The 13,007-nt window shown below is 62.8% G+C and carries 9 protein-coding genes; 5 read left to right on the forward strand and 4 right to left on the reverse strand.

The window, feature by feature from the left end; all coding sequences use genetic code 11:
* Positions 1-3: 3 nt before the first annotated feature.
* Genes ACO6D5_RS01440 through ACO6D5_RS01450 form a run of 3 tightly spaced genes read left to right on the forward strand, consistent with a single transcriptional unit; the run spans position 4 to position 5,621 of the window.
* The gene (locus tag ACO6D5_RS01440) at positions 4-3,183 is read left to right on the forward strand and encodes an efflux RND transporter permease subunit (RefSeq protein WP_485824432.1); all 3,180 of its coding nucleotides are present in this window, start codon (positions 4-6) and stop codon (positions 3,181-3,183) included.
* Positions 3,180-4,616, forward strand: a complete 1,437-nt coding sequence (locus ACO6D5_RS01445; protein WP_485824433.1) for an efflux transporter outer membrane subunit — start codon at positions 3,180-3,182, stop codon at positions 4,614-4,616. The genes ACO6D5_RS01440 and ACO6D5_RS01445 overlap by 4 nt, the downstream gene beginning before the upstream one ends.
* Positions 4,617-4,673: 57 nt before the next feature.
* Positions 4,674-5,621 carry a LysR substrate-binding domain-containing protein gene (locus tag ACO6D5_RS01450; protein WP_485824434.1) on the forward strand — a complete coding sequence of 316 codons (948 nt, stop codon included), beginning with the start codon at positions 4,674-4,676 and terminating at the stop codon, positions 5,619-5,621.
* A 5-nt stretch (positions 5,622-5,626) separates the two neighbouring features.
* On the opposite strand, the gene cyoE is transcribed toward ACO6D5_RS01450, so the two are convergent.
* Both cyoE and ACO6D5_RS01460 read right to left on the reverse strand, forming a co-directional pair.
* On the reverse strand, positions 5,627-6,481 hold the full coding sequence (gene cyoE / locus ACO6D5_RS01455) for a heme o synthase (protein WP_485824435.1): 855 nt from the start codon (positions 6,479-6,481) through the stop codon (positions 5,627-5,629).
* Between the two features lie 337 nt (positions 6,482-6,818).
* Positions 6,819-8,045, reverse strand: a complete 1,227-nt coding sequence (locus ACO6D5_RS01460) for an MFS transporter (RefSeq protein ID WP_485824441.1) — start codon at positions 8,043-8,045, stop codon at positions 6,819-6,821.
* Positions 8,046-8,571: 526 nt separating this feature from the next.
* Between ACO6D5_RS01460 and ACO6D5_RS01465 the strand changes: the two genes are divergently transcribed.
* On the forward strand, positions 8,572-10,035 hold the full coding sequence (locus ACO6D5_RS01465; RefSeq protein WP_485824436.1) for an MFS transporter: 1,464 nt from the start codon (positions 8,572-8,574) through the stop codon (positions 10,033-10,035).
* 135 nt (positions 10,036-10,170) lie between these two features.
* On the opposite strand, the gene ACO6D5_RS01470 is transcribed toward ACO6D5_RS01465, so the two are convergent.
* Positions 10,171-10,341, reverse strand: a complete 171-nt coding sequence (locus ACO6D5_RS01470) for a hypothetical protein (protein ID WP_485824437.1) — start codon at positions 10,339-10,341, stop codon at positions 10,171-10,173.
* A 297-nt stretch (positions 10,342-10,638) separates the two neighbouring features.
* Between ACO6D5_RS01470 and mqo the strand changes: the two genes are divergently transcribed.
* A complete protein-coding gene (gene mqo, locus ACO6D5_RS01475; RefSeq protein ID WP_485824438.1) occupies positions 10,639-12,351 on the forward strand; it encodes a malate dehydrogenase (quinone) in 1,713 nt (570 codons plus the stop codon).
* A gap of 88 nt (positions 12,352-12,439) precedes the next feature.
* Here the strand turns inward: mqo and ACO6D5_RS01480 are convergent, their stop codons facing one another.
* Positions 12,440-12,640 (reverse strand): hypothetical protein, encoded by a 201-nt coding sequence (locus tag ACO6D5_RS01480; protein ID WP_485824442.1) that lies wholly within the window; start codon positions 12,638-12,640, stop codon positions 12,440-12,442.
* Positions 12,641-13,007 lie beyond the last annotated feature (367 nt).

Raw genomic sequence — 13,007 nt, forward strand, 5'->3', positions numbered from 1 at the left:
CTCATGCGCCTGTCGCGCTTCTTCATTACGCGCCCGATATTCGCCGCGGTGCTGGCGATCGTCATCACGATTGTGGGTGCGATCTCCTATTTTGCACTTCCCGTTGCGCAGTATCCGGACATCATCCCTCCCACCGTGGTCGTTTCCGCGACCTACCCTGGCGCGTCGGCGGAAACCGTCGCGGAAACCGTTGCCGCTCCTATCGAGCAGGAAATCAATGGCGTAGAGAACATGCTCTACCAGTCCAGCCAGTCCACGGCGGACGGGAAGGTGTCCATATCGATTACGTTCAAGGTCGGGACCGATCTCGACGCGGCCCAGATGCTCGTTCAGAACCGGGTGGCAGCGGCCGTGCCTCGCCTGCCGCAAGAGGTTCAGCGCCTGGGCGTCACCACCCGCAAGACTTCGCCCAGTGCCCTGATGGCGATCAACCTGGTTTCTCCAGATGGCTCGCGGGATCAAACCTATCTTTCAAACTATGCCCTGACGCAGTTGCGCGACAAGCTGAGCCGTATCGACGGAGTCGGCGAGGCTCGAATTTTCGGCAGCCGTGAAGTGGCCATGCGCGTCTGGATTGACCCCCGGCGCGCCGCCGCGCGTGAGCTGACGGCCGGCGAGATCGTCGCCGCCATCCGTGCCCAAAATGTGCAGGTTGCCTCGGGAGCCCTAGGCCAACCGCCCACCCCGAGTGCCGACGCCTTCCAGCTAAACGTTCGGACACAGGGCCGGTTGAGCGAGCCGGAGCAGTTCGCCGACATCGTCATCCGCACCGATCCCGCTGGCCGGCAGACTCGCGTTCGCGACGTCGCCCGCGTGGAGCTGGGTGCCGACGACTACGGAACCAATGCCTATTTGTCAGGCAAGCCATCCATCATGATCGGCATATTTCAACGGCCCGGAACCAACGCGCTTGAAACCGGCATCACTCTCGAACGCGAGATGCAGGCAGCGGCCAAGGCGTTTCCGCCAGGGCTTGAGTACCGGATCATGTGGAACTCAACGCGTTTCATCGCGCAGTCTACCGAAGCCGTCCGGGATACGCTTTTCGAAGCCGCGGCACTCGTTGTGCTCGTCATCTTCATCTTCCTGCAGAACTGGCGCGCCGCCATCATCCCCGTCGTGGCGATTCCCATCTCGCTGGTCGGCACCTTCGCCTTGCTGGCGATGTTTGGCTACAGTCTGAACAGCTTGTCGCTGTTCGGGCTGGTCCTCGCCATCGGCATAGTGGTGGACGATGCCATCGTCGTGGTTGAAAACGTGGAAAGAAACCTCGCTCAGGGCCTGAACCCGCTAGAAGCGGCTCGCATCTCGATGGACGAGGTTTCGGCGGCGCTGGTGGCCATAGTGCTCGTGCTTTGCGCCGTGTTCATTCCCACGTTCTTTCTGACCGGCCTTTCTGGGGCGTTCTACAAGCAGTTTGCGCTCACCATTTCCGGCGCTACCGTCATTTCGCTCGTCTTGTCGCTAACGCTCTCGCCGGCCTTGGCCACGGTACTTCTGCGGGCGCACACGAAGGAGAAAAGTCGGCATCAGATCATCCGGCGCATGCAGTTTGCCGGCGACTGGTTCAACGAACGATTCGACCGGTTCAGCGCCAGCTACGGCCGATTGACGCAATGGCTCGTGGTGCGCCCGAAGCGTGTCTTGATCAGCTACTGCGGACTTGTGCTGGCGACCATAGGCATTTTCTGGGTAACGCCCACCGGCTTCGTACCCTCACAAGACCAGAGCTATCTAATATCGATCACTCAACTTCCACCGGGAGCCTCGCTGGCGCGTACCGATGCCGTGGTGCAAGAGGTGTCCAAGCGCCTGTTGAAGATCGATGGGGTCCGAGGCACGATCATGCTGCCCGGCTACGACGCCGCGTCGAACACGAATTCCCCGAACACCGCCACCGCCTTCATCCCGCTCAAGCCATTTGAACAGCGGTCCCGCCCCGCCAGCGACATCCTCGATGAAGCACGCAAGGCCGTCTCGGACATCGATCAAGCACGGGTTCTCATCATTCCTCCTCCGCTGATCGACGGCATCGGTTCGGCGGGCGGCTACCGGATGATGGTGCAGGATCGCGGCGGCCACGGCTACAAACCGCTGGGGACGATTTCCGATCAACTCATGGCCAAGGCGAACGGCACCGAAGGTTTATCGCAGGTCTATTCATTCTTCAACACATCAACCCCCCGCATCTTCGCCGACATCGACCGGCGCAAAGCCGAGGTGCTGGGCGTCCCGCCCGATCGCGTCTTCGAAGCACTGCAGGTCTATCTCGGCTCGGCCTATGTGAACGACTTCAACCTACTAGGGCGCACGTTCCGGGTGGTTGCCCAGGCCGAGCAAGGCCAGCGCAACAGCGAATCCGACATTGCCAATCTTAAGACGCGCTCCGATAGCGGCGCCATGGTGCCCATCGGCTCGGTCGCCACGTTCAAGAGCGAAACGGGGCCGTTTAGGGTCGTGCGCTACAACCTGTTCCCCGCGGTCGAGGTCGACGGAGACACGGCGCCGGGCTCTTCCACGGGCCAGTCGCTAGCCACGATGGAAAAGCTCGCAGACCAGATGTTGCCCCCGGGATACGGCTACGAATGGACGGGCATCGCGTTCCAGCAGAAGATCGCGGGCAACACGGCCGGCCTCGTCTTCGCGCTGGCGGTGGTGTTCGTGTTCCTGGTGCTGGCGGCGCAATACGAAAGCCTCACTTTGCCCCTGGCCATCATCCTCATCGTTCCCATGTGCCTCTTCGCGGCCATGGTCGGCGTGAATCTTCGCGGAATGGACAACAACGTCCTGACGCAGATCGGGCTCGTGGTGCTGATCGCCCTTGCCGCGAAGAACGCGATCCTGGTGGTCGAGTTCGCGAAACAGGCGGAAGAGGAAGACGGCTTGATGCCGGCCGCCGCGGCGGTGCGCGCCGCGCAGACCCGCCTGCGCCCAATCCTGATGACGAGTTTCGCCTTCATTCTTGGCGCTGTGCCGATGCTCCTAGCCTCGGGCGCGGGCGCCGAGTTGAGGCAGGCCTTGGGCACCTCCGTTTTCTTCGGCATGGTCGGCGTCACCGTCTTCGGCCTGCTCTATACCCCGACGTTCTACGTCGTTTGCCGCAAGCTCGGAGATCGGCTGTCCCGGCAGACCGGCGCCCGTTCGCTGGAATCGCGGCACGAACAATCAGGAAGCATCAAGTGATTCGATTGCACACCCTATCGATGCTGGTTGCGCCGCTGCTCTTGAGCGCGTGCGCGGTCGGCCCGGACTATGAGACACCGCCGTTCCCGGCGTCCGCGGCGGGGCCTTTCCTGACCCAAAGCGATGCGACCGCGCCCGACGCCACGCCCGTTTCCGCCGACTGGTGGAAGCTCTACCAGGACCCGGTGCTGGACAGGCTGGTACAAGATGCGCTCGCCTCGAATACCGACCTGCGCGTGGCGATTGCCCGGCTCGCCCGCGCGCGCGCCCAACTTCGCCTAACGTCCTCCGATCGGCTACCCAGCACTGAGATCGCCGCAGGCGTGAACCGCCAGCGGCAATCCGCCATCCAGGCCTCGCCCGGCGTCGATCGCGAGAATACCGTTGTCGATGCGGGCCTGTCCGTCGCGTACGAGGTAGACCTTTTCGGCCGCGTACGGCGGAACATCGAAGCCTCGCGGGGCGACTACCAAGCGGCACAGGCCGAGCTGGACGCCGTGCGGGTATCGATCGTAGCGGCGACGACCCGCGCCTATCTGGGAGCCGCCAGCGCCGCGCACCGCCTGGCCGTGGCGCGGCAGATCGTCGAGCTGCTGGACCGCTCGGTCGGCGTGACGAGCAGCAGGGAGGACGCCGGCCTGACAACTTCGCTCGACACCGCGCGTATCGCGGCGCTTCGGGAGCAGCGGCGATCCGACATTCCCAGGATCGTTGCCGAACGCCAGGCCGAGCTGTTCCGGCTCTCCCTGCTCACCGGCCGAGCGCCCAAGGACCTCCCCTCTGAGGCCAGCGCCCTTGCGGCACCGCCCACGATCCTGCAGCCCATCCCTATCGGCGACGGGATGGCCCTCCTCACCCGGCGTCCGGACGTGCGCGCTGCGGAACGACGGCTGGCGGCGGAAACGGCCAGGATAGGCGTGGTGACGGCGGATCTGTATCCGCGCGTCTCCATCGGCGCGTCGGTCGGCTCTACCGGGTTACGCCTAGACGACTTCTTCGGAAGTGGCCCGCTACGCTGGCTGGCCGGATCGCTCCTCTCCTGGTCGTTTCCGAATCAGGAAGCGATTCGCGCCCGCATCGACGGCGCGACCGCCGACGCCCAGGCCGCGCTGGCGGCGTTTGATGGGACGATATTACAGGCCTTGAGCGAAACGGAAACCGCGCTCTCGAACTACGCCCAAAGCCTGGACCGGCGCTGGTCCTTGGCCGCGGCCAGGGACCAGGCGGAAAACGTGGCGCGCATCGTTCGGGCACAAGCGCGGGAGGGACGCGCCGACAGTCTGGCTCTGCTCGACGCCGAGCGCACCTATGCTGACGCGCAGGCGCAACTTGCCGAAAGCGAAGCGCGGGTCGTGAATGCTCAGGTGGACCTGTTCAAGGCGCTCGGCGGTGGCTGGGAGTCGGCCCGCGCCGACCGCGCGGTTACCAAGTAGTTCCCCGTCTTCTGGATGGGCTCAAGGCGGATTATCTCTGGATGGAGGGCGTGGCGCATGAAGGCAGATATCCCGACGGCGATGCTTGGCCCGGCCCGCTCGTCATCCAACGCGCTCCGCGCGAACATACAGCTGAACGACATTGCCATGTTTATCGAGGTCGCGAGGCGGGGCAATTTCAGCCTGTCCGCGGCGGCGCTGGGAGTTCCTCCGTCGACGCTCTCGCGGCGAGTGAGCGGATTGGAACGCGATCTGGGAGTGCAGTTGCTCAGGCGCAGCACTCGGAAAGTCGGCCTGACCGAAGCCGGCGCGCTCTACTTCGAGCGTTGCCGGGACCTCATCGATGAAGCTCGTGTTGCGCACGAGCAGCTGCATACAAGCATCGCCTGCGCCAGCGGGCAACTGAGCGTGTCGCTCCCCGCCTCACTGGCACAGGCACTCGTACCTAAAGTGATCGACGCCTTCCACCGCCGGTATCCCGATATCCATTGTCATTTCGAGTTGGGCAATCAGCACGTCGACCCGATCAGCAGCACCTGCGACGTCGCGTTGCGCTTCGGCCATCAACCCAACTCCAGCCTGATTGCCCACGTAATCTGCGCGATGACGCCGCGCCTTTACGCATCCGTTGACTATCTTGATAGGCATCGAGCACCCCGGTCGCCGGCCGACTTGGCCAGGCACCAATGCCTTGCCGGCGCTCACAGGGGCGAGTTCGAATGGGTGTTGCGCTCCGGGGCACGAATGGATCGGGTGCGGGTATCGGGCAAAGTCGCGGCTAACGATTCCAGCATGATCCGATCATTGGTCCGCGCAGGAATCGGCATTGGGCCCCTCATGAAGTTCGAGGCCGCAAAGGCCGGCGGCGACGACAAGATTTCCCAGGTTCTGCGGCAATGGTCTTTGCTGCCTGTGCCGCTCGTCGCCTTGCTCCCCACCCGGAAGGTGCCGGCGCGAGTCAAGGCGTTCCTGGATTTCATTCATCCTTATCTGCAGGATTGCTGATGCCTTCAAAGGGCATCAATAGCCATCGCCACGCTGATCAGCACGACTGCAGCGATTGAAGCCGCGAACACCCGCCGCGCCCAGCGCACATCGTCGCCGGCCGTAAACCCGTCCATGGCGGTTTTCAGCCAGTACAGTCCGCTTAATAGAACGATAGAGATGTAGAGATTTCCCACGTATCCAAGCGCCGCCAGGGAAAGCGCGGCCACAAGAAATGCGGCAATGTACAAAACGATGCGCCTCTTCGCTTGATGCCGCCCCTTCACCAGGGGCAGGATGGGGATGCACGCCGCTTCATAGTCCTTCCATCTAAACATGGCGATGGCGTACGAATGAGGCATTTGCCATATTCCGAAGATCACGAAGAGTGCGACAGCGGCCGTGTCGATGGTTCCGCGTACCGAACAATAGCCCACGACAGGCGGGATCGCGCCCGATATGCTGCCGACCAACGTGGCGTGGACCGATCTGCGTTTCAGGAAAAGCGAGTACAGGCCTACATAGACAATGTATCCGATGAGCATCAGGACCAGCGGCTCAATTCGACGCGTCGCGGCATACAAAAGGCAGAACCCGACGAAACCCAGAATACAGGCAAAGGTCAGAGCCGACCTTATCGAAATGCTGCCGGCGGCCATCGGGCGCGTATAGGTGCGTTCCATGAGCCGGTCGATGTCACGGTCAATCACGTTGTTGGCGGCGCATCCGGATCCGATTACGAGCGCGACTCCAGACATCACCAGTGCCATATGAATGGCATCCACGACGCCTCGCGATGCAAGCAGGTAGCCGCCGACGAGAGATACTAGGTTACCGGCCACGATGCCTGGCTTAACCAATTCGAAATAGGTGCGATGCATAAAATTTTGTCGGGTCGGGCTGACCGCAGACAAGGAACAGCGGAACAGGCTTGGATGACAGGAAGAACCGTGATCACGCGATCGGTGGGCCAAAGCCTGGGCCTGTCGGATCAACCGGAAGTCACTGCGATACGGTCGAATGTGGCGGAGGGGTACCTGAATTACGGAACGCTTCGTTGCGACTGAAGCTTTATACCTTCTGGACGAGAGAGCACGAAAGAGGAATGTCGGACAAAGATCCCGCAGATACCGACGCCACGAATGACCGATGACGAAGGCCGTCTTGGGACGATTTTGTTGCTACCTCGCTGTTCGGCATCATCGCTCTGAAACAGGTTTAGCCCGGCCCGGCCACAGCAGCCCCCCGGGCCGGCCCACGTGCCCACCACCATGTCATCAGACCGGCAACCACCACCACCGGCAACATGGCCGCGTTTAGCGCTTCCCACCCGAAGGCGTCCAGCGCCGGTCCGGCCGCCAGCGTGGCCAGCGCGGTAGCGGCATAACGCAGTATCTCGGCCGCGCCTTGTGCTCGGGCGCGTTCCGAGGGACGGTAGGACTGCGCCAACAGCGTGGTCCCACCGACGAACATGAAATTCCATCCCACGCCCAGACAGAACAGCGCCGCATAGAACGCGGGCAACGACGCCGAGGCCATCGCGATCAGCGAGCAGGCGACGTTCAGCAGCATGCCGGCGCCCAGCACCCGCGGCAGGCCGAGGCGCTGGATCAGCGCGCCGGCAAAGAAAGCCGGCGCGTACATGCCGACCAGGTGCCATTGCATGATGTTGGCGCCGTCACCGATGCTGTGGCTGCACGCCACCGCGGCCAGCGGCGCGGCAGTCATGATGAACATCATCGAGACCGATCCGACTACGTTGTTGGCGAGCGCGGCCACGAACACGGGCTGGCGCGCTACCTCGCGCAGCGGTCTCGCCGGCAGACCGGCCTGCGCCAGGCCGCCCGTAGCCGGCACTTCGGCGTCGCGATAGCCGCCCCAGAGCAGTGCGGCGGACAGCAGTGCCAGCATGGTCACCATTAGATAGGCGCCGGCGAAGGTCACTGGCGCGAACAGATCACGGCTCCAGGTGGCCAGCGCGGGGCCGACAACCGCGGCGATGACGCCGCCGGCCATTACCACCGAGATCGCGCGGCTTTTGGCTGCGGGTTCGACGGCGTCGGCCGCCGCTAGGCGGTAGTACTGGGCAAAGGCCTGGAACACGCCGACCAGTGCGGTGCCGACACAGAACACCCAGAAATCGGCGTGGAACACGGCCCAAACCGATAGGCCGCCGCCCGCCGCGCCGGCCAGGGCGCCCAGCGCGAAGCCATTTCGCCGGCCGATGCGCTGCATCAGCAACGAAGCGAACCAGGTGACCACGGCGCCCGCTACCGTTATCAATGCAAATGGCAGCGTCGACAACGTTCTGTTGGGCGCGAGCATGTGGCCGGTCAATGCCGTCAGCGTCAAGTCGATGGAAATGGCGGCGACGAATAGGCCCTGGCAGATAGCCAAGATACGGGCGTTGCGACGGCCCTTAGTGTGGGAGGCTGATAGGGGCATAGCGCGATCGGTGGGAATGAACGGAATGGGGAGGCCGGTCGGCAAGCTCGGCCTGGTGGGGTTGACGGGTTCGACAGGCCCGACTTTACCGAAGCACGCACTAGCGCAAATGACGTAATTCCCTTAAAAACTGCCGTACCAAACAGCGTCACATGTCCAGCGCCTTGGGTCGGGTACGGTCTGTCGTCGAGGACGGCTCCCGGCCAGGAACGGTCGCAGGAGATCGGGGTCCGTATGGTGTGTAAAGCGCACTCAAAAGCTATTCGTGCCAGAGGCATCCAAGAGCGACGTGTCGCCCGCAATGCGTTGAAATGCGTTGAAATGCGGTGTGATGGGAAGGTCTGGGCAGCGTCCATGCACCCGTGCTAATGTGAGCTCCAGTGCACGGGAAAAGCGCCCGTTGCACCGTAAGCGTTCACGTCAACCAACGCACCTGGGACCGCCTTCGCCGCGGACCGGTGCGGCTGCGTGCTCGCGTGGGCCAAGCCTTTCCGGCGTGGGCGTTTCCTTCTCGGAACCGTTATTCATGGCTCACGATTCTGCCCCCCCAGCCCCTGCTGCGCCTTTGGCTGCTGACGCGGACAAACGGCGAAATACCTGCACCGCTCTATTGGTCGCCACGGCGTTCTTCATGGAAAACCTGGACGGCACGGTGATCACGACCGCCGTGCCGGCGATGGCACGAGATTTTGGCGTCATTCCCACGGACCTCAGCCTGGGCGTCAGCGCCTATCTGTTGACACTGGGCGTGTTCATTCCCATCAGCGGTTGGATGGCCGATCGGTTCGGCAGTCGCCGCGTTTTTTCTTCGGCATTGATCCTATTCACCCTTGCTTCTCTGGCTTGCGCACTGGTCAGCAACCTTTGGGGCTTTGTGGCGCTGCGGGTCCTGCAAGGGATCGGAGGGGCGATGATGGTGCCCGTGGGGCGCCTGGTGCTACTCAAGAGCACACCCAAGGGCGACTTGATGCGCGTGATGTCCATGCTGATCTGGCCGGGTCTGTTTGCACCGGTGCTGGGCCCTCCGTTGGGGGGCTTCATCACGGAATACGCGTCGTGGCAGTGGATCTTCTATCTCAATATTCCGATCGGCATAGCGGCGCTGACGGCGGCATGGGTCTTGATCCCCGCCGAAGACGGCAATGAACGGCGCCCTTTCGACTGGACGGGGTTCTTCTGGATAGGCGGCGGGCTGACCAGCCTGCTGTGGGCCCTGGAACTATTCGGCCGGCCCGTTCTGCCATGGGGGCAGATCTACCCTTGCCTGGCCATGGGGCTAGCCTTTCTCTACAAGGGGATCAGGCACCTGAATTGCCATCCCCATCCTATGCTGTCACTGGCGCCCATCAAAAAACACACCTATGCCGTCAATATCTGGGGCGGATCGTTGTTCCGCATGTCGGTCGGCGCGGTGCCGTTCATGCTGCCTCTGATGTTTCAAGTGGGGTATGGCATGGATGCGTTCCGTGCTGGGCAACTGGTGCTGGTGGTGTTCGCGGGCAACCTGACGATGAAGCTGTTCACCACGCCGGTGATGAAACGGTTTGGCTTTCGTCGGATTCTGTTGTGCAACGGCGTATTCAACAGCCTGGCCCTGGCCGCATGCGCGTGCATCGGACCGGAAATGGGTTTTGTGCCCACTGCAATCATTCTTTTTATCGGCGGCCTGTCGCGGTCGATGCAGTTCACCGCTTTGAATACCTTGGCGTTTGCCGATATGCCCAAGGAAGACCTCAGCGCCGCCAGTTCGCTGTTCTCGACCATGTCGCAGTTGGCGCTGGGTATGGGCATTGCGCTGGGAGCCATTGCCATTCGCCTGGGCGACTGGGCCGTGCCGCTGCTTGGCCTGCGGGAGGCCCCGGGGGCCGCTTATCGATTGGCGTTCCTGTTCGTGGCGCTGGTGTCTCTGCTGGGCATGCTGGATCTGCTCGGCTTGAAACACGACGCGGGGAGCGCGTTAAATGCGCCTGAAGAACAGAAGGAGGCATAGGGAATTGTCCTTGCCGCGGCTTGCGCCGTGGCAAGGACGGATCGCTTCGCACGAATACCGGGCTAGCACGAAGTCACTAAGTGGGCACAGGCCGTGAAGATCTCGGGCGCGTGCATCGATGAACCCGGCCCGGCGTCAGCGCAGCACCAGCGCGCGGACGTCGGCCAGTATGCGGGCCGCGATGGCCTCGTCGCCCACCGCTCGGGCCAGGGTGACCGCGCCCACGATGGCCGTGAAAATGGCGGTGGCGCGGTCGGTTGCCTGCGCCCCGCCGCCCAGCGCGGCGGCAAACGTGGTCGATCGCAAGCTTGTATACAATCTCGCCCCCGGGAAACCACCACGCTTTATCGGGGTATTCCCCTATACGGAACGAGAATCGTCTAGTCTCTGGCCAGCCTGCCCTTATTCCAAGCTGCAGCGACACCCCACGCCGACCCGGTCGGCATTTGATCCACTTTTGCCCGATTGCCTGATCCCGGCGCATGTTCCCAGACGCCCGGGCGGCCTTTCGCGTGCTTGACCGCCACGGAGGTGCCCACCCCTGTCTACCTGTAAGTCCCCATAAGAAAAAAATAATCCTTTGAACCAAAAGGTCTCTAACCCATGAGAAAGTTCCTCAAAATCGTGGGCAGCCTGGCTGCATTGCTGGTCATTGCGGCGGCGCTGTTTCTTTATTGGCCGCTGCACCAGCGGTCAGTCCCGGCAGCCGAGAACGACAAGCCGGTCGACGCCGTGCTCGTCGGCGGCGGCATCATGAGCGTGACGCTGGCCACCTATCTGCAGGAATTGCAGCCGGACTGGCACGTCGAACTCTTCGAACGTCTGGACGGCGTGGCACTGGAAAGCTCCAATGGCTGGAACAATGCGGGTACCGGCCACTCGGGCTTTGCCGAACTGAACTACACCCCCGAAATGCCCGATGGCTCGGTCGACATCAAACGCGCCGTCAACATTGCCGAGCAGTTCGAGATCTCGCGCCAGTTCTGGGCCCATCAGGTCAAGGCCGGCCGCCTGGGCCAGCCCTCAGACTTCATCAATCCCACGGGCCACATGAGTTTCGTGTGGGGCGATGACCGCATCGAATACCTGCGCAAGCGCCGCGACGCGCTGGTCAAGAGCCCGCTGTTCTACGGCATGCAGTATTCCACCGACACCGCCCAGATCAAGCAATGGGCGCCGCTGTTGATGGAAGGCCGCGACCCCAATCAGAAGGTTGCCGCTACCTACATGCCGCTGGGCACCGACGTGAACTTCGGCGTCATCACCAATCAGCTCACCCAGGGCCTGCAGCGCAACCCCAACTTCAAGCTGCAGCTGCAGCATGAAGTCACCGCCCTGCGCCAGAACGACGACAAGACCTGGAACGTCACGGTCAAGGACCTGAAGACCAACCAGGAACGCACCACCAAGGCGCGCTTCGTCTTCATCGGCGCCGGCGGTGCATCGCTGAAGGTGCTGCAGATGTCGGGCATTCCCGAATCGAAGAACTACGCCGGCTTCCCGGTGGGCGGCCAGTTCCTGGCCTTTGACGCGTCGTCCATCGCCGGACGCCACGACGTCAAGGCTTACGGCATGGCCGACACGGATTCCCCGCCGATGTCGGTGCCCCACCTGGACGCGCGCAAGCTCGACGGCAAGCCGGTTGTGCTGTTCGGACCGTTCGCGCTGGCCACGACCAAGTTCCTGAAGGAAGGCTCGGCGTTCGACCTGTTCTCGTCGGTGAACCACAACAACGTCACCAGCATGGTCGACGTCGGGCTGGAAAACCTGGACCTGGTGAAGTACCTGGTCAACCAGGCCCGCCTGACCGACGAAGACCGCCACGCCCAGCTGCTGAAGTATTTCCCGCAAGCCAAGCGTGAAGACTGGCGCCTGGTGACGGCCGGCGAACGCGTGCAGGTCATCAAGCGCGATCCGGAAAAGGGCCCGATCCTGCAGTTCGGCACCGAAGTGGTGACCGACAAGGACAACACCATCGCCGCGCTGCTGGGAGCTTCGCCCGGCGCATCGACCTCGCCCCCCATCATGCTGAACCTGTTGGCCAAAGCCTTCCCGCAGCAGATGGAAGCCGGCTGGAAGGCGCGCCTGAAGGAGATCATCCCGTCGTATGGTCAGAAGCTCAATGACAGCCCCGCGCTGACCAACCAGATTCGCGCCATGACCAGCCAGACGCTGCACCTGCCGTACGTGGAAGTGCCGGTAACGGACAACGCCACGGCCAATACGGGCGTGCCGGCGGTGAACCCACCCGCTGCGCCCAACCCGGCCGCAGCGAAACCGGCTCGCAACGCCAACACCGAGATGCAGGCCCTGTAAGCCAACGGGCACCGCCATCACGAAAAGCCTCGGGGGGAAGCCGGCATGCGCCGGCTTCCCCCCGATTTCTTTGCGGCGGCGGCGCCAGTCAGGTGTCGTTCGACTTGAACCCCAAGGCCTTCATGGCCGCCCCCAGCGCCTGCGGCCGGTAGCCGTCCCATGCCAGCTGCACCGAAACGCCCATGCCCGACCAGGCCACCACCGTGGTCGCACCGAAACCGTCGCGCCGGTAGTCGGCGAAGATCTTGTCGACGCGGTTCTTGGCCCGCTCTAACCAAAATAAAGGCAAAAAAGGTGTCAGACTACAATTTCAGGAGCGGAATTTTAGTCTGACATCATTTTTCCTGGCGGCGTCAATCGCGCACACACATAAGAATTCGATGTTTGAAGAAGCTGTCGTGGTGTGGCGCGAGGCTCAATGACTGTTTGGGGGGGGAAGCGGCCCGATGCCACGCGCAATCGCACGAACTTCTACAGTTGAACTCAGGCGAAGGCCTTGAGAGCTCCCCGCCTGCCCTTGCGGCGATGCGATAATCCCCCCCGCGGCGCAGCGATTCTGGACGAATCGTTCGCCCGTCGTTGAGTAAACTTCCAATAGCTAGCATAGGAAACATCGACATTGTCGCGCGCCCTTCGTTATCTCTCGTCGCCGGCCT

This window comes from Achromobacter sp. (assembly GCF_057314935.1).

Coding starts and splice junctions, on each gene's coding strand:
- ACO6D5_RS01450 (WP_485824434.1), top strand. CDS start 4,674: ATGAAGGCAGATATCCCGACGGCGATGCTTGGCCCGGCCCGCTCGTCA.
- mqo (WP_485824438.1), top strand. CDS start 10,639: ATGAGAAAGTTCCTCAAAATCGTGGGCAGCCTGGCTGCATTGCTGGTC.
- ACO6D5_RS01460 (WP_485824441.1), bottom strand. CDS start 8,045: ATGCCCCTATCAGCCTCCCACACTAAGGGCCGTCGCAACGCCCGTATC.
- ACO6D5_RS01465 (WP_485824436.1), top strand. CDS start 8,572: ATGGCTCACGATTCTGCCCCCCCAGCCCCTGCTGCGCCTTTGGCTGCT.
- cyoE (WP_485824435.1), bottom strand. CDS start 6,481: ATGCATCGCACCTATTTCGAATTGGTTAAGCCAGGCATCGTGGCCGGT.
- ACO6D5_RS01440 (WP_485824432.1), top strand. CDS start 4: ATGCGCCTGTCGCGCTTCTTCATTACGCGCCCGATATTCGCCGCGGTG.